The organism is Micromonospora sp. CNZ285, from assembly GCF_004637285.1.
On record NZ_SPQD01000001.1, the window covers coordinates 5,021,916 to 5,046,394 of the forward strand.

The following is a 24,479-nucleotide window of genomic DNA, read 5'->3' on the forward strand; positions in this document are numbered from 1 at the left end:
GAGGTGTCGTCTGTGCGTACGAGATCAGGAGCCCGAGCCGGGCTGGCGGCCGCGCTGAGCGCGGTGCTCGCCCTCGGCGTGGCCGGCTGCGACGTGTCGGTCACCGAGCCGGAGGCGCCGCCGAGCGCCGCCGGGAACGTCAACAAGCAGCTCGGTGAGCTCACAGTGGCCACGGCCGGGTCGATGAAGGGCTACAGCCGTTCCCGCTTCCCGCACTGGCGCGGCACCGGCAAGAACTGCGACGTCCGCGACAGCGTGCTGCAGCGCGACGGCGAGGGCATCAAGCTGTCCGGCTGCAACGTGGTGGGCGGCCGGTGGGAGAGCGTCTACGACGGTGTGGTGCTGAACGACCCGTCGGACGTGGACATCGACCACGCCGTGCCGCTGGCCGCCGCGTGGCGGTCGGGCGCGGACGAGTGGGACGACTCGAAGCGCGGCGATTTCGCCAACGACCTGACCCGGCCGCAGCTCATCGCGGTTTCGGCGCGGTCCAACCGGGCAAAGGGTGACCAGGATCCGTCCCAGTGGAAGCCGCCGAACCGGTCGTCCTGGTGTCAGTACGCGGCCGACTGGGTGACGGTCAAGCACTACTGGCGGCTGACTGTGACAAGTGCCGAGAAGGCCGCTCTCACCGACATGCTGGAGGGCTGCACATGGGCGAGCAAACCGTGACCGGGCCGGACGCCACACCGGCGCCGGAGGCAGGCGGCGCACCGGCCCCGGAGGCGGCCGCGGAGACGACGGCCGGTCCGGCCTCGGCCGGGATGACGGCGGACGGCCGGCAGCCGGAGCCCACGGACGTGGCCGGGGCGGGCATGACCGCCGACGCGGTGCCGGGCGCTCCGGCCGGGGGCGCGCCGGGCGGACCGGCGGACCGCACCACCGACATCACCGCCGGTCCGGGCGGGGTCATGACCGACGAGGTGGGCGTGGTGACCGGCGAGTTGACGCTACGCACCGAGCACGCCGACGGCCGGGTGACGTTGCGGGTGCAGTACAAGGACGCCGACGAGTGGTACGCGGTCACCGGGGGTTCCGCGCCGCTGGCCGACCCGGCCGCGCTGGACGCCGTGCACACGATCGCGGTGGGCCTGCTCAACCGTCCCGAGGGCTGACAGACGAGAAGCGCGTCCCCACCCGGGCCGGGTGGGGACGCGCTTCGTCGTGTCAGACGTACGAGCCGGGCTCGCTCGGCGCGGAGACCACGCCCGGTTCCTCGCCCTCACCCTCCGGCCGGGTGATCTTCGCGGTCACCTCGTGCGGGCGCAGCTCACCGGCGGCGATCTGCTCGGCCCAGTGGCAGGCCACCCGGCTGGCGCCGATCTGCCGCAGTTCCGGCCGCTCGTCGGCGCAGCGGGTCGGCTGTGCCCACGGGCAGCGGGTGTGGAACCGGCAGCCCGACGGCGGGTTGGCCGGCGACGGCAGGTCACCGGCGAGCAGGATGCGCTCGCGCCGGTCCTCCACGTCGGGGTCCGGCACCGGCACCGCCGACATCAGCGCCCGGGTGTACGGGTGCAGCGGCTCGGTGTAGAGCCGGTCGCTCGGCGCCTCCTCCACCAGCGCGCCCAGGTACATCACGCCGACGATGTCGGAGATGTGCCGCACCACCGCCAGGTCGTGCGCGATGACCAGGTAGGTCAGGCCGAGGCTGTCCTGGAGTTCGTCGAGCAGGTTCACCACCTGCGCCTGGATCGACACGTCCAGCGCGGAGACCGGCTCGTCGGCGACGATCAGCTCCGGGCCGAGGACGAGGGCGCGGGCGATGCCGATGCGCTGGCGCTGGCCGCCGGAGAACTCGTGCGGGTAGCGGGACAGCGCCCATTTGGGCAGGCCGACCGCGTCGAGCGTCTCGCCGATGATCCGCCGCCGGTCGTCCCGGTTGGCGCCGATGCCGTGGGTCTGGAGGCCCTCGGTCAGGATCGACTCGACGTTCTGCCGGGGGTCCAGGCTGGACATCGGGTCCTGGAAGATCATCTGCATCCGGCGGCGCATCGCGCGCAGCTTGCCGGCGGGGAGCGTGGTCAGCTCGACGCCGTCGAACTTCACCTCGCCGCTGGTCGGCGGGTTGAGCTGGAGCAGCGCCCGGCCCAGCGTGGACTTGCCGCAGCCCGACTCGCCCACCAGCCCGTACGTCTTGCCGCGCGGGATGCTCAGGTCGACCCCGTCGACCGCCTTGACGTGCCCGACGGTCCGGTCGAAGATCACGCCCCGGCGGATCGGGAAGTGCACCTTCAGGTCGCGGACCTCGACGAGGATGTCGTTGTCGCTCACGGGGTCTCCTCCTCGCGCGGAGCCGGTCCGAAGCCGGGCACGGCGGGCGGGTCGGCCGGTTCGGCCTGGGCCGGCACCGCGCCCGGTTCGGTGGTCGTCGGCGCGGTCGCGCGGGCGTCCGCCTCCGGGGTCAGGCCGGGAATCGGCACGGGGTTGACGCAGCGGTAGCTGCGCGCGTCGTGGGTCAGCACCAGTTCCGGCGGTTCACCCACGCACTCGTCGACCCGGCGCGCACAGCGCGGGGCGAACGCGCAGCCGTCCGGCCAGGGCAGCACGTCGCGCACCGAGCCGGGGATGGGGTTCAGCCGTTCGCCACGGCCGGCGTCCAGGCGCGGCACCGAAGCGAGCAGACCCTCGGTGTACGGGTGCCGGGGCTGGCGGAACAGCGGACGGCGGGTGGCCGTCTCCACCACCCGGCCGGCGTAGAGCACGTTGACGGTGTCGCACATGCCGGCCACCACGCCGAGGTCGTGCGTGATCATCACCAGTGCGGTGCCGGAGTCCCGGACCAGGTCCTTCAGCAGTTCCAGGATCTGCGCCTGGATGGTGACGTCGAGGGCGGTGGTCGGCTCGTCGGCGATCAGCAGCCGGGGCTGGCAGGCGACAGCCATGGCGATCAGGGCCCGCTGCCGCATGCCGCCGGAGAGCTGGTGCGGGTACTCCTTGAGGCGCCGCCGAGGGTCCGGGATGCCCACCCGGTCGAGCAGGTCGGCGGCCTCCTTGGTGGCCGCCTCGCCCTTCATGCCCCGGTGCCGGGCCAGCACCTCGGTCACCTGGAGCCCGATCGGGATGACCGGGTTCAGCGAGGACAGCGGATCCTGGAAGATCATCGCCACGTCCCGGCCGCGGATGTCGCGGCGGGACCGGTCGTCGAGCTGGAGCAGGTCGGTGCCGTCGAAGACCGCCTTGCCGCCGACCCGCAGGCCCGGCTGCTTGGGCAGCAGGCCCATGATGGCCAGCGACGTGACGCTCTTGCCGCAGCCGGACTCGCCGACCAGGCCGACCACCTCACCGGCGTCGACCGAGAAGGACACCCCGTCCACCGCGTGCACGGTGCGCTGCCCACGACGGGCGAACGTGACGGAGAGGTCGTCCACTTCGAGCAGTGCCATGGCTGACTGACCTACTTCCGCAGCTTCGGATCGAGAGCCTCGCGCATCGCCTCACCGAGCAGGGTGAACCCCAGCGCGGTGATGATGATGCCAAGCGCCGGATAGATCGCCAGGCCCGGCCGGATGCCCAGGTACGGCTGCGCGTCGGCGAGCATGACGCCCCACTCCGGGATGGCCGAGTCGGGGTTGCCGAGACCGAGGAAGGACAGCGCGGCCGCCTCGATGATCGCGGTCGCCAGCGTCAGCGTGGCCTGGACGATGACCGGGGCGATCGAGTTCGGCACCACGTGGGTGAGGGCGATCTTGGAGCGCTTCACGCCGAGCGACGTCGCGGCCAGTACGTAGTCGCTGTTGGCCTGCGCGATCATCGAGCCGCGCAGCAGCCGGGCGAAGATCGGCACGGACACCACACCGACGGCGATCATCACGGTGGTGAGGCTGGCGCCGAGCAGCGCCGCGATGCTCACCGCGAGCAGCAGGCTCGGCATGGCCAGCAGCATGTCGATGAAGCGCATCAGGGTGGTGTCGATCCAGCGGCCCCAGCGGCCGCCGAGGCCGGCCGCGGCACCGGCGACGCCGCCGATCAGCGCGCCGACCGCGAGGCCGATCAGGGTGGACACGACGCCGACGAGCAGCGTCTGCCGGGCCCCGACGATGAGCCGGCTGAACTCGTCCCGGCCCTGGTGGTCGAAGCCGAGCCAGTGGTCGGCGGAGGCGCCCGGGATGATGCCCTGGCCGGACTTGACCAGGCCCTCGCGGATGCCGATGGAGTCGGTCGGGCTGTACGGGACGAGGAACGGCCCGATGACCGCGACCAGGACGAAGATCGCCAGGATGACCACGCCGATGACGGCAGCCGGGTTGCGGCGCAGCCGGCGGAACGCCTCCTTCCAGAGGCTCACCCCCTGCTCGTCGTCGCGGGCGGCCAGCTCGGCGAGCCGGTCGATCTTCTCGCGCTTCTTGCCGGTGGTGATGGTCATCGCACCCTCACCCTCGGGTCGATCACGCTGTAGGAGAGGTCGACCAGGAGATTCACCAGCACGTACACCACCGCAATGATCATGATGAAGCCCATCAGCACCGGGTAGTCGCGCTGACTGATCGACTCGGCGACGAACGCGCCGATGCCGCTGAACGCGAACACGGTCTCGGTGAGCACCGCGCCGGAGAGCAGGAGACCGGTCTGGAGACCGATCGAGGTGGCCACCGGGAGCATGGCGTTGCGCAGCACGTGCCGGCGGCGGACGGTCCGCTCGGTCAGGCCCTTGGCCTCGGCGGTGCGGACGAAGTCCTCGTTGAGGACCTCCAGCACGCTGGCCCGGGTGATCCGGACGATGATCGCGAGCGGGATGCTGGCGAGCGCGATGCCCGGCAGCACGAGGTGCCAGAGCGCGTCGGCGGCCGCGTCCCACTCGCGGGTCATGAGCCCGTCGATGACGAAGAAGTTGGTGACCCGGGTCGCCCCGATGGTCGGGTCCTGCCGGCCGCTGGAGGGGAACCAGCCCAGGTTCTCCGCGAAGATCGCCTTCAGCACGTACGCCAGGAAGAAGACCGGGATGCAGATGCCGATGAGCGATCCGCCGACCGAGGCGTGGTCGAGGAACCGGCCCCGGCGGCGGGCGGCCAGGTAGCCGAGCGGGATACCGATGCCGACCGCGAGCACCATGGCCATGATCGTCAGCTCGACGGTGCCGGGGAACCGCTCCACGAACTCCGTGGTGACCGCCCGCTTCGTACCGGTCGAGGTGCCGAGGTCGAGCCGGATCATCCGCCGCAGGAAGCGGGCGTACTGGACCAGGATCGGCTCGTCGAGGCCGAGGTTGCGCCGGATGGCGGCGCGCGTCTCGGGCGTGCCCCGTTCACCGAGGATCGCGGTCTCGGGCCCGCCGGGAAGTCGGTGGAGCCAGATGAACAGCAGGACGGAGAGCCCGAACAGCGTGGGTATCAGCTGTAGCAGGCGTCTGATGATGAACCGGAACACGGGCGCCTCGGAAGGTGTGCGGAGGGGTGCGGGCGGGCGCTGTGGTCACAGCGCCCGCCCGCGTACGGTGCCTTCAGATCACTTGAACTCTGCGGTCGCGTACCGCTCGTCGGTGAGCGGGCTCGCCTTGATCCCGGTCACGTCCTTGCCGAACACGATCGCCGGCGGGGAGTGCGAGATCGGCACACCCGGCAGGAAGTCCATGATCGACTTGTTCAGTGCCTTGTACTTCTCCGTCCGGGCCGCCGCGTCGGCGGTGGTGTCGGCGTCCTTGAACTGCGCGAAGAGCTGGGCGTTGTTGAAGCCCCACTCGTCCTTCGGGCGGTCGAAGAAGGTGCCGATGAAGTTGTACGCGTCGCCGTAGTCACCGGTCCAGCCGAGGAAGTGCAGGTCGTGCTTGCTGCCGGAGGTGGTGGCGTTGAGGTAGTCCGGGCTCCACTTCAGCGGGATGGCCTGGACGTTGATGCCGACCGCCTTGAGGTCCGCCGAGAGCAGCTCGAAGATGTCCTTCGGGTTCGGCATGTACGGCCGGGTGACCTCGGTCGGGTAGTGGAACTTCAGCGTCAGGTTCGACGCGCCGGCCTCGGCCAGCAGGGCCTTCGCCTTGGCCGGGTCGTAGTCGTACTTGGTGACGTCGCCGTTCCAGCCCTCGACGGTGTCGGGCATGAAGTTCATCGCGACCTTGGCGCCCGGGGGCAGCTTCGAGTCGACCAGGGCCTGCCGGTTCAGCGCGTGCGCGATGGCCTGCCGGACCTTCAGGTCGGCCAGCTTCGGGTTCCCCTTCTGGTTGATCGCCAGGTAGAGGACGTTGAAGGCGGGCCGGGTGAGGACGTTGAAGCCCTCCTTCTTCAGCGGCTCGACGTCGGCCGGGCCGACCAGGTCGTAGCCCTGGATGTCACCCGAGCGGAGCGCCTGCTTGCGGGCGTTCTCGTCCGAGATCGTCTTGAAGATGATGGTCTTCAGCTTGGCCTTGTCGCCGTAGTAGTCGTCGTTGCGCTCGATGGTGAGCGACTTGTTCGCGATGTCCCACGCCTTGAACTTGAACGGGCCGGTGCCGGTCGGGTGCTCCATCGCGTACGCCGGGTACTTGATGTCCTCGGCGGTGCCGGTCACGTTGCTGGCGTCGTACTGCTCCATCGCCTTGGGGCTCTGGATCGAGAACGACGGCAGCATGAGCGCGGCCGGGATCTTGCTGGAGACCCGGGTGAACGCCAGGTCCACAGTGGTGGCGTCCTTGGCGGTGCAGGACTTGAAGAGGCTCGGCGGCAGGTCCGGGTTCTCGTTCTTGGCGAACCCGCCCATGACGTCCTGCCAGTACGCGGTCACGTCCGGGCTCTGCATGAGGCCCTTGGCGTTGTACCAGCGGTTGAAGTTGACGCAGACGGCCTCGGCGTTGAAGTCGGTGCCGTCGTGGAACTTGACACCCGAGCGGAGCTTGAACGTCCAGGTCGTGCCCGCCGCGTCCGGCGTCCAGGACTCGGCGAGGCCCGGCGTCACCTTGGTGCCGCCCTCCTCCGGACGGACCAGGGTCTCGAAGACCTGGCGCGCCACGCGCAGCGACTCACCGTCGCTGGCGAAGCTGGGGTCGAGCACCTTCGGGTCTCCGGCGACGCCGAAGACGAGGGTGTCCTTCTTGCTATCTCCGGAGCCACTCTCACGGTCGCTCTCGGCGCAGCCTGCAACCGCGAGGGCCGCGACCGCGACGGCCGCGATTGCGACCTTCGGCCTGGATGCACGCATGGTGCTTCACCTCGTCCTTGGGGGTACGGACAACGTGGTGACAGGGTCACCGATGTGGGCAGACCTTAGCCCTCGGTGGGACGGCGCGGAAACGGGCGGGGGGCGGGTTGGTATCGAATCGTGTCTGTTCCGCAACGAGGCATACGAATCGAAGGGGAATCCCTTGCGTCGCCGAACTTTCGTCGGCCAGAAGGCCGAATTTATTACGTCGATCCGGTCCCGGACGCACGTTCCTGTCAGATCGACGGACATCCCGGTCCGGCCCGGAGACACGTCCGGCGGGCACCCCGCAGGGCACCCGCCGGAGGCGGCACGACTGGATTCAGACGGCCCGGCGGCCCTCGAAGGCCCGGCCCAGCGTGATCTCGTCGGCGTACTCCAGGTCGCCGCCGACCGGCAGTCCACTCGCGAGCCGGGTCACCGCGATCCCCATCGGCTTGACCATCAGCGCCAGATAGGTGGCTGTCGCCTCGCCCTCGGTGTTCGGGTCGGTGGCGAGGATCAGCTCGCGGACCTCGCCGCCGCCGAGGCGGGTCATCAGCTCACGGATCCGCAGGTTGTCCGGGCCGATGCCCTCCAGCGGATTGATCGCGCCGCCGAGCACGTGGTAGCGCCCGCGGAACTCGCCGGTCCGCTCGATCGCCACCACGTCCTTCGGCTCCTCGACCACACAGAGCACCTCGTCGGTGCGCCGGGGATCACGGCAGATCCGGCACTGCTCCGACTCGGCCACGTTGTAGCAGGTCGTGCAGAACCGGACCAGGTCCTTGACCTTGCGCAGCGCGCCGGCCAGCCGGTTCACGTCGGCCGGATCCGCCGACAGCACGTGGAACGCGATCCGCTGGGCGCTCTTCGGGCCCACGCCCGGCAGCCGGCCCAGCTCGTCGATCAGATCCTGGATGGCACCCTCGTACATCTGCCGGCTCAGAACCCGGACAGGCCGAGGCCGCCCATGCCGCCCGCGACCGGGCCCATCTTCTTCTCGGTCAGCTCGCGGGCCGCCTCGGCGGCGTTGTGCACGGCCGCGACGACCAGGTCCTCCAGCGTCTCGACGTCCTCCGGGTCGACCGCCTTCGGGTCGATCTTGATCGCCTTCAGCTCACCGGTACCGGCGACCGTCGCGGTGACCAGGCCCCCGCCGGCGGTGCCGGTCAGCTCCGCCTCGGCCAGCTCGGCCTGGGCCTTGGCGATCTGCTGCTGCATCTTCTGCGCCTGCTTCAGCATCTGCTGCATGTTCGGCTGTCCACCTGGGCGCACGGACCGCTCCTTCTTCCACTCGTCTGCTCGGCCGGGCCCAGCCTAGTCGGGCCACGGCACCGCTGAATCGCGGTCGGCGCGCGCTCAGCGCGCGTCCACCTCGTCGATCTTCTCCGCGCCGAACGTCTCGCGCAGCAGCTGCACCGCCTGCTCCTCGCTCGACTGCCGGGCGGTCCGCTCGTCGATCACGTCGTCGAGCGGCTCGTCGCCCGGGTCGAAACCCTCGTAGGCGGGCGCCGCCGCGGGCGCGCCCCCACCTCGCACCGGGCCGTCGAAGTCCGGGTCGTAGGGCGGCTCACCCGCCCACTCGGCATCGGCCGTCTTCCGCGCAGGCTGCGCCGCGCGCGGCCCCTTGCCGGGACCACCGCCCGCAGCGGCAGCCGCCGCGGCCGCACGCGCCGCCGCGATCGCGCTGTTCTTCGCCCCCGCCGGCCTCGCCCCAGTGGCAGGCGCCGTCGCAGGTCCAGCCGGCTTGGGTACGACGACAGGGGCGGTAGCGGTCGCCGTGCCCCCGCCCGGACGGGCAGCCGCCGGCCAGTCCTCAGCCCCGGTGCTCGCCGCCGAGGCGGTGCCGGTGGCCGAGGCGGTAGCCGCGCCACCGGGGCGCGCCGGCTCCGGCCAGTCCTCCTCGCCGGCGTGCTCACCGGCAGCGGTCGCCGCCGTCCGGTGCGAGGCGTCGGCCGAACCCGCGCCGCCCCGGCCCGCCGGTCCTCCGGCCTGGCTTCCCGCCCCTTGGCTGCCGGTGGCCGGGTTGCCCGTGGCTCGGCTACCAGCGGTGCCGCCCGAGCCGGACACCGGCTGTCCCGGGGCGCCACCGGACGCATCACGTCCGGCGACGCCGGAGTCCGGACGGCCCGGCCCGGCGTGGACCGAACCCGGCCGGCCCGGTCCGGTGTCGGAGCCGGGACGGTTCGGTCCCGCGTCGGCTGCGGTCGAACGGGAGGCGTCCGCGTGGACGGAATCGGGGCGCGCCTGCGCGGCGCCTGCCGCACCTGAGGCGGGCCGTCCATACCCGGCGTCGGCGGTGCCTGCCGCCCCGGAGTCCGGGCGACCAGGCGCGGTGTCGGACGCCGAGCCGGGCGGACCGGATGCCGGGCGAGTCGGGGCGCTGTCGGACGCCGAGCCGGGCAGACCGGACGCCGGGCGGGTCGGGGCGCTGTCGGACGCGCTGCGGGCGGGCGCGGTGTCGGCCTGGGCGCGGCTCGACCCGGACGGGCGGGACGGGCCACCGAGCGAGGTCGCGCCGCGCTCGCCGGCCACCTCGCAGCGGATCTGCCAGCGACCGCCCAGCTCCTCGTAGAGCGCATCGGTCAGCACTGCGGCGTGGTCGGCCATCATCTTCGCCAGCACCGTCGACTTCACGGTCAGCACGAGCGTGTCGCCGTCCAGGTCGCGTACCACCGCGTCCCGCATCAGCGCGGCGATCCGCTTGTTGCTCCGGTTGACCTTGCCGACCACCTCGGGCCAGACCCGGCGCACCGCTACCGCGTCGAGCGCGCCCGGATTCGCCGCGCCGGGGCGGGGCGGCTCGGGCGTGGCCGGGTCGGGCATCACCGCGGACGGCGGTACCGGGCGTCGGGCAGCGCCCGGACCGGAAGTCGTCGAGCCGGCGGCAGCCCGCTCGGAGGCGGCCGACGCGGGGAACCCGGCGTCCGTGTCGGGGTGGACCCCGGCAGCCGCGGTCGCTTCGGTAGCCGCCGGGGCGAGACGCGGACCCGACTCGGCAGCGGCCGGGCCGGAGTCGGCAGCCGCACCCGCCGGGGCGGGACGGGAGCCGGTAGCCCCGACGGCAGGGCCGGGGCGGGAACCGGGGGCGGCGTTCCGGGCACCCGCCGCAGCGGCTGCGGCGGCACGTGCGGCGGCGGCCCCGGTCGGGGCACCGGCAGCCGCCGGCGTGCCGGCGGAATCCGGGTGGACCGCGGCGGCAGCCGCGCCCGGGGCGGGCGCCGCCGGGCGTACCCCCTGGGTCTGGGTGGGATGCGCGGAGTCGGCGGCGGCCGGCGGCAGCTCGGCGCCCCCGAGCGTCAGCCGGCGCTCCATCCGCTCCAGGCGCTGGAGCAGGCCGCCGGACGAGTCGTCCGCGCCGGGCAGGAGCATGCGTGCGCAGATCAGCTCCAGCAGCAGCCGGGGCGCGGTGGTGCCGCGCATCTCGACCAGGCCGTTGTGCACGATGTCGGCGCAGCGCGACAGCGTGGCCGGGCCGAGGCGCTGCGCCTGGGCGGCCATCCGCTCGATCTGGTCGGCCGGGCCGTCGATGAGGCCCCTGGCGGCGGCATCCGGCACCTGCTGCAGGACGATCAGGTCGCGGAGGCGTTCCAGCAGGTCGGAGGCGAAGCGGCGCGAGTCGTGCCCGGCCTCGGCGACCCGGTCGACGGTGGCGTACGCGGCGGCGCCGTCACCGGCGGCGAGCGCGTCGCACATCTCGTCGATCAGCGCGGCGTCGGTGACCCCGAGCAGCGCGGCGGCCCGGGCGTAGTCGACGCCCTCCGGGCCGGCCCCCGCGATGAGCTGGTCGAGTACGGAGAGGCTGTCGCGCATGCTGCCCCCGCCGGCGCGCACCACCAGCGGGAAGACCGCCGACTCGACCTTGACGCCCTCCGCCTCGCAGAGCTGCTCGAGATAGGGACGGACCACCTTCGGCGGGAACAGCCGGAACGGGTAGTGGTGGGTCCGCGACTTGATCGTGCCGAGGACCTTCTCCGGTTCGGTGGTGGCGAAGATGAACTTGACGTACTCCGGGGGCTCCTCGACCAGCTTGAGCAGCGCGTTGAAGCCGGCCGACGAGACCATGTGCGCCTCGTCGATGATGTAGATCTTGAAGCGGCTGCGGGCCGGGGCGAAGAACGCCTTCTCACGCAGCTCACGGGCGTCGTCGACACCACCGTGGCTGGCCGCGTCGATCTCGATGACGTCGATCGAGCCGCCGCCGTCGGGAGCCAGCCCGCGACACGAGTCACACTGCCCGCACGGCTCGGGGGTGGGGCCCTGCTCGCAGTTGAGGGAGCGGGCCAGGATCCGGGCGCTGGAGGTCTTGCCGCAGCCCCGCGGACCGGAGAAGAGGTAGGCGTGGTTGAGCCGCCCGCTGCGCAGCGCCTGCGACAGCGGCTCGGTGACCTGCTCCTGGCCGATCATCTCGGCGAACGTCCGCGGCCGGTACTTGCGGTAAAGGGCCAGTGCCACCCGTCCCGCCTCCTCTCGACCGAGCCATTCTGCGCCGGTCGGCCCCGGGTGACCACCCACCACCCCGTGACCCGACCCGCAGCGACGTTACCCGGCCCGGGAGACAGAAAGGCCTCCCGTGCACCCGGCAGAGCTCGCTTATCCTTGCTGCCTTCCGGCCCTGGGGAGGTTCACGAGGTACCGCCGCACGGGAGGTGACGCCAAGCCTACCCGAAGGGTTGTGGATCTTCCGGGAGGGTGGGGTGGCCCGCCGTCGCGGGACCTGTATCCTGGCTCGCGGAGGATTCGCCTAGAGGCCTAGGGCGCACGCTTGGAAAGCGTGTTGGGTTCACACCCTCACGAGTTCGAATCTCGTATCCTCCGCTCGCAGATGGCAGGGCCGGTACCCGCGGGGGGACCGGCCCTGAGTCGTTCTCCGCGGCACCCCTCACCGGCCGCCCAACTGGTCCCGCCGCCGCTTCAGGTACGCCGTCTCCGCGCTGTTTCCCGCCAGCTCGATCGCCCGGTCGTACGCCGCCCGCGCCTCCTCACCCCGCCCCATCCGCCGCAACAACTCGGCACGCGTCGCGTGGTACGCGTGGTAACCCTCCAGCGGCAACCCGTCCATTTCCGCCAGCGCGACCTGCGGCCCGTCCAGTTCGGCGACCGCCACGGCCCGGTTGAGCCGCACGATCGGCGACGGGTCGACGCGTACCAGATGGTCGTAGAGCGCGGCGACCTGCGACCAGTCGGTGTCCCGCGCGTCGCGGGCGTCGGTGTGGACGGCGTTTATCGCGGCGAGGATCTGGTAGCGGCCCGGCGGACGGCCGGCGGCGATGCACGCGCGGACCAGGGCGTGTCCCTCGGCGATCAGCTCCCGGTCCCAGGCGCTGCGGTCCTGCTCGGCGAGGACGACGAGTTCGCCGGTCGCGGAGACCCGGGCGGGCCGGCGGGCCTCGGTGAGCAGCATCAGCGCCAGGAGCCCGGTGGCCTCGTCGTCGTCGGGCAGCAGGGTACGGACCAGGCGGGTGAGCCGGATCGCCTCGGCGGTGAGATCGGCGCGGACCGCCTCCTTGCCCGGGTCGGAGGCGAGGTAGCCCTCGTTGAAGATCAGGTACAGGACGGCGAGCACGCCGGCGACCCGGGCCGGGAGGTCCTCGCGGGACGGCACCCGGTACGGGATCCCGGCCGCCTTGATCTTCGTCTTGGCCCGGGTGATCCGTCTGCCCATGGCGGCCTCCTGAATCAGGTAGGCACGCGCGATCTCCGGCACGGTGAGCCCGCCGACCAGGCGCAGCGTCAGCGCCACCCGCGCCTCCATGGCCAGCGCCGGATGGCAGCAGGTGAAGATCAGGCGGAGCCGGTCGTCGTCGATGACACCGAGCGGTTCGGGCACGTCGGCCAGCATCAGCGCCTCCCGGTGTTTGTCGTCCCGCCGGCTCTCGCGCCGGATCCGGTCGACGGCCCTGCGGTACGCGGTGGTGGTGAGCCACGCACCGGGGTTCGGCGGTACGCCGTCGGCTGACCACCGCTCGACGGCGGCGGCGAACGCCTCGGCGGTCATTTCCTCGGCCACGTCGAGATCACCGATGCGCCGGGCGAGCGTGGCGACGACCCGGGCCCACTCCTGGCGGTGGACCCGGGTGAGCGCCTCGCCGACGTCTGTCACGCGCCCAGGAACGGCCGCAGCTCGACCCGCCTGTTGCACCGCTGCGAGGCCAGCGCGGCGAGCGGCAGCGCCACGTCGAAGTCCGGTGCCTCGATGATCCAGAATCCGCCGACGTACTCCTTCGTCTCCGCGTAGGGCCCGTCGGTGAGCAACGGACTGCCACCCCGCGCGTCCACGACGGTGGCCGTCTCCGGCGCCGCGAGCCCACCGGCGAAGACCCAGTGGCCGTCGGCTCGCAACCGCTCGTTGAACTCACCGATCGCGGCCATCTCCGCCTCGGTGGCCGAGCCGGTCGTGTCGTCGAGTACGGAGATCAGGTACTGCGCCATCGGTTCCTCTTTCACTCTCGTCGGCTGCGGGCCGGGCCGCTGTCACCCCGGCTACGAACACCGCCATCCCGATCCGACAACCGTGCAGAGCGAGTATCGGGCGCGATGATGCGCGAGCGCTGCCGCGCCCGTACGTTGGGCATCGGTCGCGTCACTCGCCGAGCGCGCCGAGAGCCCGACGATCCGTCGTACACATGTTCCATCCACAGCCTGTGGACGCCGAGAGGACCGGATGAGTTACCAGCTCAGCGCCGTGGTCGCCGACGTCGAGCTGCTTCGCGAGCAGACCGCCGACCTGGACCACGCGGTGCTCGCCGCGCTCCGCCAGGACTTCGCGCTGCTGCCTGTCACCCCGCAACTGGTGCAGGAGCTGACCGGCGGCCTGCCGGACTACGCCACCGACGAGCCGCGCGCCGAGCGCCCGTTCCGGCTGGTGCTGTCGCCGCCGCTGGCGGAGGTGCTGGCCCGCTGGTCGAGGAGCGGCCCGGTGGCGTACCTGGAAGCGGATTTCGCGGGCGGCCTGGGCCACCAGTCGGCCGTGGTCTGGCTCGGCGGCGAGGTGAGCTGGGGCCCGCGGTACGACGCCGCGCTGGACCGGCCGCGTACCGAGTGGCCGATCAACACGGCGCTCGCCCGCCTGGGCGCGGAGCCGGGCGCGTGGATCGACCCGTTCGCCGAGCTGGGCCTGCACCTGGAGCGCGACACGGACGGCTGGCTGGCGCACGGCCGGCGCGGACTGTCCGCCGACTACTGGGACGAGCTGGCCGAGGAGTGGGAACTACGCCAATCCGACCAACAACAGCAACCTCATCGCCCCGGTCCCGTTGGTGACTGGGGGATTGCATGAAACTACGACAATTCGGCTTTATTGCCGCACTGCTTGCTGCCGCGTCCGCAGCCGGCAGCGGCGTTCATCCACAGTGGCCCACCCGCCCGGTCGGCGCCGCCCAGGTGGTGAGTCTGGAGGGCCTGCGCAACGCGGAGTTCGGCGACACCGAGGCGGACCTGACCCGGCGCGGCGTGCTGCGCGCCGACGAAGAGGCATGCGGGCCCGCGCTGGTCGGGCACGGTTCGGTCAGCCCGATCTTCGTCGACGACCGGCTCGTCCTGCTCTGGCTCGACGACCCGATGAGCACACCCGAGGGCATCAGCGCCGGCTCGCCGGTCGGCGAGGCCCGCGCCGCGTACCCGGGCGCCGTCGACCTGCCGGCACCGCCCGGCAGTCACCGCTTCGCCGGGCTGCTCGCCCGCGACGGCGACCGCGCGTACCTGTTCCTGCACGACGGCGTCACCGTCCGCGAGATCATCGCCGGGTACGCGGACTGGGCCCGCCGCCTCTTCGACGAGGGCTACGGCCCCTGCTGATCGACCGGAAAGCACGGTCCACAAGCCGATTGTTGCCGGTCGATCCGCATGGAATCATCTCTCCACTCGCGCAGATCGCGCGACGTCTACGGGGGAGTATGCATGCGTACAACCGTGCCCGATCCATGGTGGAGACACCTTGCGAGATGGGCGGCAGTGGCTGCCGTGAGCACCACCGCGGCGGGCCTGCTGAGCGGCCCGGCAACCGCTGCCCCGACGGCGGAGCCGTCGCCGCAGCCCGTCACCACCACCGAATCCGCACGCCCCGCCGCGGCACCGTCGGCCCCGGCACCCACCACCGCCGCTCCCGCCCCGGGCCGCAGGGCCAAAGCGTCGGCGACGGCCACCAGCGGCACCGTGACCTGCGGCGGCAAGCTTCCGCTCGGCCAGGTCAAGAACTGCGCCTCGATCACGGGTGACACGACGCAGACGTGGAAGGTCACCTCGACAGTCGACCAGGACACCCTCTTCATCCGCCTCCGCGAGGTGTCCGGTGACGGCGTCGGCGCTGAGGTGAAGGGACCCGACGGGACTCGCGCCTGCTTCGCCGGCCCGTACCTGACGGAGTGCCGGCTGGGCGCCGCGGGCACCTACACGATCACGGTCACCCTCACGTACGGCACGGGCCAGGGCGCCTACTCGCTGTCCGCGGAGTCGATGCGGACGCCCTCCACCTGCGCCACCCTCTCGGAGAGCTTCTTCTCCTTCGCCTCGGCCGGTCGCAGCGGCACGCTGCCCGCCGGCCTGGCCGCCCGCTGCTTCACCTTCACCCAGCGCGCCGGCACCGTCCTGCACCTGGCCGACCCGGGCGGCGGCGGGAACATCGAGGGCAAGATCCTGGACGGGCAGTTCCAGCCGCTGTGCACGGTGCGATACACCACGGAGTGCACGCTCGGCGAGCCCGGACCGTACCGGCTCTTCCTGGAGCAGAGCTACGGCGACAAGGCGACCTACACGCTCAAGATGCCGCGGATCTCGCGGGCGGTCGGCTGCCCCGTCCTGCCGTTGGCCACGTTCGGTGACCCCGGGACGGCTGTCGGCACCGGTAGCGTCCCGCCGAGCCAGGGCATCAGCTGCCAGGCGCTGCGGGTCGCCACCCCCGGCCCGCTTGTCGTCCGCTTCGACCAGTACGCGAACCAGTACCTCGACTGGCGTGTGTACGACGATTCAGGTCGGCAGGTGTGCGCGGAGTACGAGTCCTGGCGATCCTGCACCGCGCCGGTCGCCGGCTCGTACACGCTGCTCGCGCAGAACTGGAACTGGGAGCCCGTCACCTACCGGGTCGCGGCGACCCGCCTCGACCGGACCGAGGGGTGCGCCGCCCCCACCGGTATGGCGTGGACCCAGCCCACGCTGACCGTGCACCAGACCTCGCCGGTGCAGACCAACTGCCAGCCGTTCCAGGGCGAGGCCGGTGACCGGGTCATGGTCTACCGGGCGCCGGACCGGTACAACGACGTCTTCTCCTGGCTGGTCGACGCGCAGGGTGCCGTGCTCTGCACCGACTACTCGGAGGAGGACGGCTGCGTCCTGCCGTCGACCGGCACTTTCCGGGTCGTCTCGTACCTCTCCCGGTGGGAGCCCGACGACACCGACCTGACCTACCGGATGCAGGTGCGCGACCTCAACGATCCGACCGGCTGCCCGACTGTCACCCCCGGCGCGTACAACGCCGCGCCGGCCGGCGCGCTCGCCGGCGTCCGCTGCCGCGTCCTGGACCTGCCCGAGGGCACGTTCCGCGTCAAGGCGGTCGGCGAGGACAACTACCGGCAGTACGCGAACGTCTACGACGGTGACGGCCACCGGCTGTGCACGGACGAGTGGTGCAAGGTTCCCGCCGCCGGCCGCTACACACTGGTGCTCAGCGGCGGCGTCCCGAGCGCGGTGATCGACGACAACCTGCGGTACCACCTCGCGGTGCTGCCCTGGACGCCGTCCGACTGCCGGCCGGTGTCCGACAACGGCTGGCAGGACGCGCCGGTGCGAGGGCGGCTCGCCACTCCCGCACAGTTCGACTGTCTCGAGCTGAGCAGCCCCGCCGGCGCTGTTCTCACCGGACTGTTCCCGGGCGACGCCACGGGAGCCGGCTGGCCGGAGATGAGGGTGTTCGACTCCACCGGCGCCTCGGTGTGCGACGAGTACTCGTTGCGGCAGTACCACTGCGAGCTGACGGGCCAGGCGCCGTTCCGCGTCGTGCTCAACTCGGGCAACGGCGACGCCGACGGGCCGTACTCCCTCGCGTTCGCCCGCACCGACGGCCCGCCCGCCTGCGCGTCGCTTCCGATGGGTACGACGGGCGCCACCGTGACGACGAGCGCGGAGCGATTCGGGGTCTGCCTCTCGATCCCGGCCGACGGTCGGGGCGCCACCGAGTCGATCACCTGGAAGCGGACCAGCGGCACCGGTGACGCCCGCCTGTCGGTGTTCGACTCGGCCGGGCGTCGGTACTGCGGGCCGACCGGGTACTCGACCGAGCGGACGATCTCCTGCACGCTGCCGGCCGGGCCGGTCACGGTGGTCCTGGAGGCGGACGCCGTCGACGCCACCTACCAGCTCACCCACCGGGACGCGAGCCAGCCCGCGGGCTGACCGGCGACCCGACGCGGAACGCCCGGCCGATCCTCGCGGATCGACCGGGCGTTCTCGCTGTTCACGAGCGGTGGCGGCGGGATTTGAACCCGCGGAGGGCGTAAACCCTCACACGCTTTCGAGGCGTGCTCCTTAGGCCACTCGGACACGCCACCGCCGACGAGGGTACAGGACCGCCGGCTTGGACGCCGAACCGGTATCCCTCGGCCCGGCCTGGCAGGATCTTTGCCATGAGTACGCACATCGGCGCTGAGCCGGGAGAGATCGCCGAGCGGGTCCTGATGCCGGGCGACCCGCTGCGGGCCAAGTGGATCGCGGAGACCTACCTGGAGGGGGCCCGCTGCTACACGACGGTGCGCGGCATGCTGGGCTTCACCGGCCGGTGGAACGGTGTCGACGTGTCCGTCCAGGGCTCCGGCATGGGCATGCCGTCCGCCTCGATCTACGCCCACGAGCTGGTAAACGAGTACGGCGTGAAGTCGCTGATCCGGGTCGGCTCCTGTGGCGCCCTGACCGAGGATCTGCAGTTGCGGGACGTGGTGGCGGCGATCGGCTCGTCCACCGACTCGAACATGAACCGGATGCGCTTCGACGGGCTGATCGACTACGCCCCGGTGGCCGACTTCGGGCTGCTGCGTACCTCGGTCGAGGTGGCCGAGCGGCGCGGCATCAGCATGCGGGTGGGGCCGATCCTGGCGGCGGACGCCTTCTACACGGACCGGCCGGACCTGTACGACAGGCTCGCCGACTACGGCGTGCTGGCGGTGGAGATGGAGTCGGCGGCGCTGTACACGATCGCGGCGCGCTTCAAGGCCCGCGCGCTGACCATCCTGACCGTCAGCGACCACATCAAGACCGGCGAGAAGACCACGTCGCAGGAGCGCGAGCAGACGTTCGGCCAGATGGTCGAGATCGCGCTGGACACCATCATCGCCTGACCTGATCGATCCAGGGCCGCCCCGTCACCGCTCGGTGGCGGGGCGGTTACGCGTTACCGTCGTCACAAAAATAAATACGACCGGTCGTGCTTGTTTCCCCTAGGCTGATCGCATGACCTCCGACGGCCGCGTCGCCCGTGGCGACCGCACCCGCACCGCGGTGCTGGACACCGCAGTGGCGCTGGCCACCGAGGTCGGCCTGCACGGTCTGTCCCTGGCCCAGCTCGCCGACCGGCTGGAGGTGAGCAAGTCCGGCCTCTTCGCGCACTGGCGCTCCAAGGAGGCGCTGCAACTCGCCACCGTCGACCGGGCCGTGGCGCAGTGGCAGGAGATGATCGTCGCCCCCGCCCTGCACGCACCTCGGGGCGTACGCCGGCTGCGCACGCTGCACGAGGCCCGGATCGACTTCTACGCCGCGCGGGTGCTGCCCGGCGGCTGCTTCTTCGCGAACACCGAGTTCGAGTACAACGCCCGTCCCGGCCCGGTCCGGGACCGGCTCGCCGACGCGCTCTCCCGCTGGACCGCACTGTTGGAGCGCCTCGTCCAGGAGGCGGTCGACCTCGGCGAACTCCCCGCCGACCTGGACGTGCCGCTGCTCGCGTACGAGATCGACGCGCTGGGGATCAGCGCGGTGATGCGGTCCCGGCTGCTCGACCCGGACGCCTCCTACCGGCATGCCCGCCAGGGCCTGCTGAACCGGCTGCGGGCGCTCTGCCCGGATCCGGCCCTGCTATCGGAAGGCCAGTCATGAGCCACGCCACCACCGACCGGCCGGTCGCGGAGTTCGGGCACGTCGAGCACGTGCCGGTGCACTTCGACGACCTGGACGCGATGGGCATCCTGCACAACGCCCGGTACGCCGTGCTGCTGGAACGCGCGCTGACGCCCTACTGGGCCGAGCGCGGCGTCGCCTTCCGCGGCGACGTGCACGCCACCCCCGACGTGTTCCACGCGGTCCGCGAGTTCACCATCACCTACCAGGCGCCGGTCGTCGGTGTCGGCACGGTGGCGGTGCACTTCTGGCTGGAGCACTTCGGCACCAGCAGCGCCCGCTACGCCTTCGAGTTCCGCTCGACCGACGGCGCGACCGTGCACGCCACCGGCACCCGGTCGATCGTCCGGCTGGACCCGGCCACGCTGCGCCCGACCGCCTGGACCGAGGTCGGCCAAGCGGTCGCCGCGACGCTGCTCCGCCCGACGCCGGCCGACGCCTGAAAACCGGGCGGTCAGCGGAAGAAGGCGCGCAGCAACGCCGCACTCTCGCGTTCCAGCACGCCCCCGTACACCTCGGGGCGGTGCGTGACGCGGCGGTCGCGCAGCACGTCCCAAAGTGACCCGACGGCGCCGGTCTTGGGTTCCCACGCGCCGAACACCACTGTCGAGACGCGGGCCAGGGCGATCGCCCCGGCGCACATGGCGCACGGTTCGAGCGTCACCACGAGCGTGCAGTCGTCCAGCCGCCACCGGCCCAACCGCTGCGCGGCCCGCCGCAGCGCCAGCACCTCGGCGTGCGCGGTCGGGTCGCCGGTCAGCTCCCGCTCGTTGCGCCCGATCGCCAGCTCGGCGCCGTCGGGACCGTAGAGCACCGCGCCGACCGGCACGTCGTCGGCGTCGGGGGTCGCGCCGTCCGGGCCGGTCACCGCGACCTCAAGGGCACGGCGCATCCACAGCTCGTGCCGCTGCCGGCGGCCCACCGCGCCCGGGTCGGCGAGCGCCTCGTCGGCGCCGGGACCGACGCGCGCGGCCCGGCCGGGGGTGGGCTGCCCCGGGCGTACGGTCTCCAGCGACGGATCGGTCGCGTCTGCCGGTTCGGCGGCGCCGGGCGTCAGGGACTCCCCGGGCTCAGACCTCACGCAGCTCCTCGACCTCGTCCACGCAGCCGAGCACCTGGCAGATCTCGGCTGTCACGTCCGCAGGCATGGAGCCCTCGTGCGCGCAGAGCGCCAGCAGCTTCTGCGCCGGGATGCCCAGGTCGGCCAGCAGGTCCGCGTCGCCGACCGGGTCGGCCTCCGGGTCCACAGCGGGCTGCTCGGTGTCGTCGTCGCCGGTGGAGGCGCGCGGCTCGTCGACCTCCTCCAGCCCGGTCACCGAGGTCTTCAGGTCGCCGACCAGCAGCGCGCCCAGCCGGGACTCCTCCGCGTACGCCGAGTCCGAGCCGAAGACCCGCAGGTCCTCCCCCTCGTCCAGGCGCAGGATGACCAGGTACGTGTCGTCGGCCTCGACGAACAGCAGCGAGAGGTCGGCGTCCGGCTCGACGTCGCGCAGCCGGTCGGCCACCTCCTCGATGTCGGTGACGCCGCGCAGGCTCACCTCACCGGCGGTCCAGCCGCCGTCGACGCGCGCCACGGCAGCAGCGAAGTACGACACGGTCCCCCCAAATCAGCCTCGGCAGCACGCCGACACGTCACGCGATGCACGTTAACCGGTCGGGTCGGCAGGCGAGCGGTCAACGCCCCGTATGGGCCGGCCGTTCCTGAAGAGAAAGCCGGTCAGCCGACGACGCGCCGGCGGGTGGCGATGAGTTGGCGCAGTCGCTCGGTGCGGGCCCGCTGCGGCCGTTGCCGCTGCTGCACCGCACGGGCACCGGCCAACTCAGCGAGGAGTTGCAGGCGGCGGCGGCTCCGCTCGGGGTCGAGCCGCGGCGGTGTGGTCCAGGCCATACCGCGAGCGTGGACCGTCCTCACGCGTACGTCAAGGTGGCCTTCGCTACGCAGCGAAACCGGCACCGAAGGTCACCAGAGCGGCCAGTCTCCGGTCTGCGCCCAGCGCATCGCGACGATCGCGGCGGCGATGCTCCAGCCACCGGCGGTGACGATCGCGACGCCCGTCGCCACCCCCCGGTCGCCGTGACGGACCAGCACCCCGGCGGCCACCCACGCCAGGCCGCCGGCCAGCAGCGTCCACCAGGCGTATCCGGCCACGCCGCCGCCGAGCAGCCCGAACAACAGCAACCAGGCGAACGCGACGAGCGCGCCGGCTGCGACGCCGGCGCCGGTGATCGGGTACGGCTCGCGGTAGCTGGGCCGCATCGACGTGCTCGACGGGAACAGCCCGGAGGGCGTACGCGGTGGCGGGAACGCCCCCGGACCGGTCCTCTCGGGTCCGCCGTGCCATCCGTGCGTCACCGCCGCCCCCTTCCCGGATCACCCGTCCCGCGCTCGGCATTCGTCCCTACGGTAGTGGTCTGTCAGGATGACCGGATGCGCTCGCCATCGATCGGACGCCGGACGCGGCCGGCGTACCCGGTCCTGCTGCTCGTCGCGGCGCTCGCCGCCGGGGGGTGCGGCGCCTCCACCGGGCGCGCCGACAGGTGGCAGGAACCGAGCGCGGTGGCGACTGCGGCGCAGCCCGCCGATCCGGCCCCGCCGCCGGCCGCCTCCTCGTCGTCCGCGCCGTCGCCGGCGCGCGCCGACGTGAAGCGGGTCTTCCCGGTACGGGCCGGCAACGTCGACTACCACCCGACGCACGGCGGCTACCCGGGCACCGACGTGTTCGCCGACTGCGGGGAACCGGTGGTGGCGGTCACCGACGGCGTGGTGCTGGAGGTGAGCCGCGTCGACAGGTTCGACAAGCGTGGTCCGCTGGGCCCGAACAACGGCGGGCTCTCCGTCTCGCTGCTCGGTGACGACGGGGTGCGCTACTACGGTTCGCACCTGAGCGCGATCGCCGCCGGTGTCGACGCCGGGGTACGCGTACGCGCCGGGCAGCAGCTCGGCGAGGTGGGCCGCACCGGCAACGCCAACAACGTCTGCCACCTGCACTTCGGACTCTCCCCGAAGTGCACGGGCAAGGACGACTGGTGGATCCGCCGGGGCGTGGTCTGGCCGGCGCCGTACCTGAACTCGTGGCGCAAGGGCGGCAACCGCTCGCCGGTCGCCGAGGTCACCACCTGGCAGCGCAAGCACGGCTGCCCGGCCGCGCCCGGCCGGTAGGCGCGCGGCGGCTGACCGGCTCGCGGTGCGGGGTCACCCGGCGGGCGGCGAATGCGCGTAGGTTCCAGGACATGAGTGCCCGGGATCCCATCGCCGACCTGCGCCGGATCGCGTTCCTGCTGGAACGGGCCAACGAGGCCACGTACCGGGTGCGGGCGTTCCGGTCGGCGGCGAAGACGCTCGGCGCGCTGCCCGCCGCCGAGGTGGCCGAGCGGGCCCGCACCGGCAAGCTGACCGAGCTGTCCGGCGTCGGTGACGTGACCGCGCGCTGCGTGGCCGAGTCGCTGGCCGGCGAGGAGCCGGTCTACCTGCGCCGGTTGCTGGCGACGGAGGGCACCGACCTGGACGAGGCGGCGGCGAAGCTGCGGGACGCGCTGCGCGGCGAGTGCCACACCCACTCGGACTGGTCCGACGGCGGCTCGCCGATCGAGGAGATGGCGCTGGCCGCGGTCGAGCTGGGCCACGAGTACCTGGTGCTCACCGACCACTCGCCGCGACTCACCGTGGCCCGCGGCCTGACCGCGGAGCGGCTGCGCAAGCAGCTCGACCACGTCGCGGCCGTCAACGAGGCGCTGCCGAAGGGCTTCCGTCTCCTCACCGGCATCGAGGTGGACATCCTCGCGGACGGCTCGCTCGACCAGGACGAGGACCTGCTGGCCCGCCTGGACGTGGTGGTCGGCTCGGTGCACAGCGGCCTCAACGACGACCGGGCGAAGATGACCCGCCGGATGCTGACCGCGATCGCGAACCCGCACCTGGACATCCTCGGCCACTGCACCGGCCGGATGGTCTCCTCCCGGCCCGCCGGGGTGACCGGGCCCGGGGACCGGGGGCACCGGGCGCGTACCCGCAAGGAGAGCGAGTTCGACGCGGAGGCCGTCTTCGCCGCCTGCGCGGAGCACGACGTGGCCGTCGAGATCAACTCCCGGCCGGAGCGGCAGGATCCGCCGAAGCGGCTGATCCGCCTCGCGCTGGAGGCCGGGTGCCGGTTCGCCATCGACACCGACGCGCACGCGCCGGGCCAGCTCGACTGGCAGCGGTTCGGCTGCGAGCGGGCCGCGCTGTGCGGCGTACCGGCGAAGCAGGTGGTGAACACCTGGACGGCCGACCGTCTGGTGAAGTGGACGGCCGGCCGTAGCTGACCGTCAGCCCCGGGCGGCCGGCTCGGCGGCGCGGACTGCGGGCGCGACCGCCTCCGGGCGCGGGCGGCGCCGCCCGAACAGGCCCTGGGCGACCGCGACGCCGACGAGCACCACGAACGCGCCGACCGGCTGGTGCCAGTTCATCCGCTCGCCCAGCACCACCGCGCCGACGAGCACCGCGAACACCGGGATCAGGTAGGTCACGGTGGACGCCGTGCTGGCCCCGGCCAGCCGGATGTTGCGCATGTTGATGACGAAGGCGAGCCCGGTGCCGAGCGCGCCGAGCGCCAGCACGCTCGCCGCCACGCGCGGGGAGAGGCCGATCGGTGACGGCGGCGTGCCGACGAACGGCGCGACGAGCGCGAGCTGCGCGGTCGCCACCAGCAGCTGCGCCGCCGACAGCGACAGACCGGAGTACGCACTGCCCGCGACGAACTTCTTCTGGTACGGAATGGCCAGCCCGTAGCAGGCCGCCGCGCCGAAGCACATGAGCTGGCCGACGAAGTGGGCGCCACCGACGCCCTCCCAGACGCCGAGCACCACGAGCACGCCGACGAAGCCCAGCCCCAGCCCGACCGCACGCCGGGCGGTCAGCCGCTCGGTGCGGAACACCAGCACCGCCAGCGGCAGCACGATCAGCGGCGTGGTGGCGTTCCAGATGCCGGCGAGCATCGACTCGACCCGCTGCTCGCCGTAGCCGAACAGGGTGAACGGCACCGCGACGCCGAACGCGGCCACCACGAGCATGTGCCCCCAGACGCGGAGGTCGCGGGGCAGCCGGTCGCGCAGCACCGCGAGCACCACGAGCAGCGTCAGCGCGCCGGTGGCCACCCGGTAGAGGGTGAGGTGCACGGGGTGCAGCTCGGTCACGCCGACCTTGATGAACAGGAAGCTGGAACCCCAGATGGCGGCGAGCGCGACGAACCCGGGCAGCCAGCTGCGCACCGGCGCGCGGTCAGGAGTGATCTCGACGTTCACCCCTGACACTCTGCCGC

General features: G+C 72.4%; 25 protein-coding genes, 2 tRNA genes and 1 other RNA gene. 11 read left to right on the forward strand and 17 right to left on the reverse strand.

Annotated elements, in window-relative coordinates; genetic code table 11:
• Window positions 1-12: 12 nt before the first annotated feature.
• Both CLT75_RS22895 and CLT75_RS22900 read left to right on the forward strand, forming a co-directional pair.
• Entirely contained in the window at window positions 13-672 is a 660-nt protein-coding gene (locus CLT75_RS22895; protein WP_135242404.1) for an HNH endonuclease family protein, read from the forward strand.
• Window positions 654-1,115, forward strand: a complete 462-nt coding sequence (locus CLT75_RS22900) for a hypothetical protein (protein ID WP_135242405.1) — start codon at window positions 654-656, stop codon at window positions 1,113-1,115. The genes CLT75_RS22895 and CLT75_RS22900 overlap by 19 nt, the downstream gene beginning before the upstream one ends.
• A 52-nt stretch (window positions 1,116-1,167) precedes the next feature.
• On the opposite strand, the gene CLT75_RS22905 is transcribed toward CLT75_RS22900, so the two are convergent.
• From CLT75_RS22905 to ffs, 9 genes are all read right to left on the reverse strand, one after another.
• Window positions 1,168-2,271 (reverse strand): ABC transporter ATP-binding protein, encoded by a 1,104-nt coding sequence (locus tag CLT75_RS22905; RefSeq protein WP_030273815.1) that lies wholly within the window; start codon window positions 2,269-2,271, stop codon window positions 1,168-1,170.
• Window positions 2,268-3,383, reverse strand: coding sequence for an ABC transporter ATP-binding protein (locus tag CLT75_RS22910; protein ID WP_135242406.1), 1,116 nt, complete (start codon window positions 3,381-3,383; stop codon window positions 2,268-2,270). The genes CLT75_RS22905 and CLT75_RS22910 overlap by 4 nt, the downstream gene beginning before the upstream one ends.
• 11 nt (window positions 3,384-3,394) lie before the next feature.
• The gene (locus CLT75_RS22915; protein WP_135242407.1) at window positions 3,395-4,363 is read right to left on the reverse strand and encodes an ABC transporter permease; all 969 of its coding nucleotides are present in this window, start codon (window positions 4,361-4,363) and stop codon (window positions 3,395-3,397) included.
• Window positions 4,360-5,364, reverse strand: a complete 1,005-nt coding sequence (locus CLT75_RS22920) for an ABC transporter permease (RefSeq protein WP_135242408.1) — start codon at window positions 5,362-5,364, stop codon at window positions 4,360-4,362. Before CLT75_RS22920 ends, CLT75_RS22915 begins: the two co-directional genes overlap by 4 nt.
• A gap of 78 nt (window positions 5,365-5,442) precedes the next feature.
• A complete protein-coding gene (locus CLT75_RS22925; RefSeq protein ID WP_135242409.1) occupies window positions 5,443-7,104 on the reverse strand; it encodes an ABC transporter substrate-binding protein in 1,662 nt (553 codons plus the stop codon).
• 322 nt (window positions 7,105-7,426) lie between these two features.
• Window positions 7,427-8,020 carry a recombination mediator RecR gene (recR, locus tag CLT75_RS22930; protein ID WP_013289050.1) on the reverse strand — a complete coding sequence of 198 codons (594 nt, stop codon included), beginning with the start codon at window positions 8,018-8,020 and terminating at the stop codon, window positions 7,427-7,429.
• 8 nt (window positions 8,021-8,028) lie between these two features.
• Window positions 8,029-8,337 (reverse strand): YbaB/EbfC family nucleoid-associated protein, encoded by a 309-nt coding sequence (locus CLT75_RS22935; RefSeq protein ID WP_013289051.1) that lies wholly within the window; start codon window positions 8,335-8,337, stop codon window positions 8,029-8,031.
• 108 nt (window positions 8,338-8,445) lie between these two features.
• Complete coding sequence (locus CLT75_RS22940) at window positions 8,446-11,541, reverse strand: DNA polymerase III subunit gamma and tau (RefSeq protein WP_135242410.1); 3,096 nt, start codon at window positions 11,539-11,541, stop codon at window positions 8,446-8,448.
• Window positions 11,542-11,648: 107 nt separating this feature from the next.
• Window positions 11,649-11,738, reverse strand: an RNA gene (ffs, locus tag CLT75_RS22945) — signal recognition particle sRNA small type.
• Window positions 11,739-11,819: 81 nt separating this feature from the next.
• On the opposite strand from ffs, the gene CLT75_RS22950 reads away from it, so the two are divergent.
• Window positions 11,820-11,904, forward strand: a tRNA-Ser gene (locus tag CLT75_RS22950).
• A 64-nt stretch (window positions 11,905-11,968) separates the two neighbouring features.
• Here CLT75_RS22950 and CLT75_RS22955 read toward each other — a convergent pair.
• Complete coding sequence (locus CLT75_RS22955) at window positions 11,969-13,189, reverse strand: RNA polymerase sigma factor (protein WP_135242411.1); 1,221 nt, start codon at window positions 13,187-13,189, stop codon at window positions 11,969-11,971.
• Window positions 13,186-13,518, reverse strand: coding sequence for a YciI family protein (locus CLT75_RS22960; RefSeq protein WP_135242412.1), 333 nt, complete (start codon window positions 13,516-13,518; stop codon window positions 13,186-13,188). Before CLT75_RS22960 ends, CLT75_RS22955 begins: the two co-directional genes overlap by 4 nt.
• A gap of 232 nt (window positions 13,519-13,750) precedes the next feature.
• Between CLT75_RS22960 and CLT75_RS22965 the strand changes: the two genes are divergently transcribed.
• The 3 genes from CLT75_RS22965 to CLT75_RS22975 all read left to right on the forward strand — a co-directional run bounded on the left by CLT75_RS22965 (window position 13,751) and on the right by CLT75_RS22975 (window position 17,472).
• Window positions 13,751-14,365, forward strand: coding sequence for a hypothetical protein (locus CLT75_RS22965; RefSeq protein ID WP_135242413.1), 615 nt, complete (start codon window positions 13,751-13,753; stop codon window positions 14,363-14,365).
• A complete protein-coding gene (locus tag CLT75_RS22970; protein ID WP_135242414.1) occupies window positions 14,362-14,883 on the forward strand; it encodes a hypothetical protein in 522 nt (173 codons plus the stop codon). The genes CLT75_RS22965 and CLT75_RS22970 overlap by 4 nt, the downstream gene beginning before the upstream one ends.
• A gap of 165 nt (window positions 14,884-15,048) precedes the next feature.
• The gene (locus CLT75_RS22975) at window positions 15,049-17,472 is read left to right on the forward strand and encodes a hypothetical protein (protein ID WP_135242415.1); all 2,424 of its coding nucleotides are present in this window, start codon (window positions 15,049-15,051) and stop codon (window positions 17,470-17,472) included.
• Between the two features lie 68 nt (window positions 17,473-17,540).
• On the opposite strand, the gene CLT75_RS22980 is transcribed toward CLT75_RS22975, so the two are convergent.
• Window positions 17,541-17,627: transfer RNA gene (locus CLT75_RS22980), tRNA-Ser, on the reverse strand.
• Between the two features lie 75 nt (window positions 17,628-17,702).
• On the opposite strand from CLT75_RS22980, the gene deoD reads away from it, so the two are divergent.
• From deoD to CLT75_RS22995, 3 genes are all read left to right on the forward strand, one after another.
• Window positions 17,703-18,410, forward strand: coding sequence for a purine-nucleoside phosphorylase (gene deoD, locus CLT75_RS22985; RefSeq protein ID WP_013289061.1), 708 nt, complete (start codon window positions 17,703-17,705; stop codon window positions 18,408-18,410).
• 112 nt (window positions 18,411-18,522) lie between these two features.
• Window positions 18,523-19,161, forward strand: a complete 639-nt coding sequence (locus CLT75_RS22990) for a TetR/AcrR family transcriptional regulator (protein ID WP_135242416.1) — start codon at window positions 18,523-18,525, stop codon at window positions 19,159-19,161.
• Entirely contained in the window at window positions 19,158-19,625 is a 468-nt protein-coding gene (locus CLT75_RS22995; protein ID WP_135242417.1) for a thioesterase family protein, read from the forward strand. The genes CLT75_RS22990 and CLT75_RS22995 overlap by 4 nt, the downstream gene beginning before the upstream one ends.
• 11 nt (window positions 19,626-19,636) lie before the next feature.
• On the opposite strand, the gene CLT75_RS23000 is transcribed toward CLT75_RS22995, so the two are convergent.
• The 4 genes from CLT75_RS23000 to CLT75_RS23010 form a co-directional block, all read right to left on the reverse strand.
• Window positions 19,637-20,104: a nucleoside deaminase gene (locus tag CLT75_RS23000; protein ID WP_486485360.1), complete on the reverse strand. Its 468-nt coding sequence runs from the start codon at window positions 20,102-20,104 to the stop codon at window positions 19,637-19,639.
• Between the two features lie 148 nt (window positions 20,105-20,252).
• A complete protein-coding gene (locus CLT75_RS23005) occupies window positions 20,253-20,777 on the reverse strand; it encodes a tRNA adenosine deaminase-associated protein (RefSeq protein WP_135242419.1) in 525 nt (174 codons plus the stop codon).
• Window positions 20,778-20,899: 122 nt separating this feature from the next.
• On the reverse strand, window positions 20,900-21,070 hold the full coding sequence (locus tag CLT75_RS32750; protein ID WP_166457820.1) for a hypothetical protein: 171 nt from the start codon (window positions 21,068-21,070) through the stop codon (window positions 20,900-20,902).
• Window positions 21,071-21,142: 72 nt separating this feature from the next.
• Window positions 21,143-21,439: a hypothetical protein gene (locus tag CLT75_RS23010; protein WP_135244102.1), complete on the reverse strand. Its 297-nt coding sequence runs from the start codon at window positions 21,437-21,439 to the stop codon at window positions 21,143-21,145.
• Between the two features lie 171 nt (window positions 21,440-21,610).
• Here CLT75_RS23010 and CLT75_RS23015 point away from each other — a divergent pair, with 171 nt between their 5' ends.
• A complete protein-coding gene (locus tag CLT75_RS23015; RefSeq protein ID WP_135242420.1) occupies window positions 21,611-22,342 on the forward strand; it encodes a M23 family metallopeptidase in 732 nt (243 codons plus the stop codon).
• 71 nt (window positions 22,343-22,413) lie between these two features.
• On the forward strand, window positions 22,414-23,484 hold the full coding sequence (locus CLT75_RS23020) for a PHP domain-containing protein (RefSeq protein ID WP_135242421.1): 1,071 nt from the start codon (window positions 22,414-22,416) through the stop codon (window positions 23,482-23,484).
• Window positions 23,485-23,487: 3 nt separating this feature from the next.
• Here CLT75_RS23020 and CLT75_RS23025 read toward each other — a convergent pair whose 3' ends face one another.
• A complete protein-coding gene (locus tag CLT75_RS23025; RefSeq protein WP_209310371.1) occupies window positions 23,488-24,462 on the reverse strand; it encodes a DMT family transporter in 975 nt (324 codons plus the stop codon).
• Window positions 24,463-24,479: the final 17 nt, after the last annotated feature.

Bases quoted from the DNA above. Each gene is read 5' to 3' on its own strand.
- CLT75_RS22995 (WP_135242417.1), top strand. From the start codon at position 19,158: ATGAGCCACGCCACCACCGACCGGCCGGTCGCGGAGTTCGGGCACGTC.
- CLT75_RS22925 (WP_135242409.1), bottom strand. From the start codon at position 7,104: ATGCGTGCATCCAGGCCGAAGGTCGCAATCGCGGCCGTCGCGGTCGCG.
- CLT75_RS22910 (WP_135242406.1), bottom strand. From the start codon at position 3,383: ATGGCACTGCTCGAAGTGGACGACCTCTCCGTCACGTTCGCCCGTCGT.
- CLT75_RS23010 (WP_135244102.1), bottom strand. From the start codon at position 21,439: ATGCGGCCCAGCTACCGCGAGCCGTACCCGATCACCGGCGCCGGCGTC.
- CLT75_RS22965 (WP_135242413.1), top strand. From the start codon at position 13,751: ATGAGTTACCAGCTCAGCGCCGTGGTCGCCGACGTCGAGCTGCTTCGC.
- CLT75_RS23015 (WP_135242420.1), top strand. From the start codon at position 21,611: ATGCGCTCGCCATCGATCGGACGCCGGACGCGGCCGGCGTACCCGGTC.
- CLT75_RS22970 (WP_135242414.1), top strand. From the start codon at position 14,362: ATGAAACTACGACAATTCGGCTTTATTGCCGCACTGCTTGCTGCCGCG.
- CLT75_RS22915 (WP_135242407.1), bottom strand. From the start codon at position 4,363: ATGACCATCACCACCGGCAAGAAGCGCGAGAAGATCGACCGGCTCGCC.
- recR (WP_013289050.1), bottom strand. From the start codon at position 8,020: ATGTACGAGGGTGCCATCCAGGATCTGATCGACGAGCTGGGCCGGCTG.
- CLT75_RS22935 (WP_013289051.1), bottom strand. From the start codon at position 8,337: ATGCAGCAGATGCTGAAGCAGGCGCAGAAGATGCAGCAGCAGATCGCC.
- CLT75_RS22990 (WP_135242416.1), top strand. From the start codon at position 18,523: ATGACCTCCGACGGCCGCGTCGCCCGTGGCGACCGCACCCGCACCGCG.
- CLT75_RS22900 (WP_135242405.1), top strand. From the start codon at position 654: ATGGGCGAGCAAACCGTGACCGGGCCGGACGCCACACCGGCGCCGGAG.
- CLT75_RS32750 (WP_166457820.1), bottom strand. From the start codon at position 21,070: ATGGCCTGGACCACACCGCCGCGGCTCGACCCCGAGCGGAGCCGCCGC.
- deoD (WP_013289061.1), top strand. From the start codon at position 17,703: ATGAGTACGCACATCGGCGCTGAGCCGGGAGAGATCGCCGAGCGGGTC.
- CLT75_RS23020 (WP_135242421.1), top strand. From the start codon at position 22,414: ATGAGTGCCCGGGATCCCATCGCCGACCTGCGCCGGATCGCGTTCCTG.
- CLT75_RS22960 (WP_135242412.1), bottom strand. From the start codon at position 13,518: ATGGCGCAGTACCTGATCTCCGTACTCGACGACACGACCGGCTCGGCC.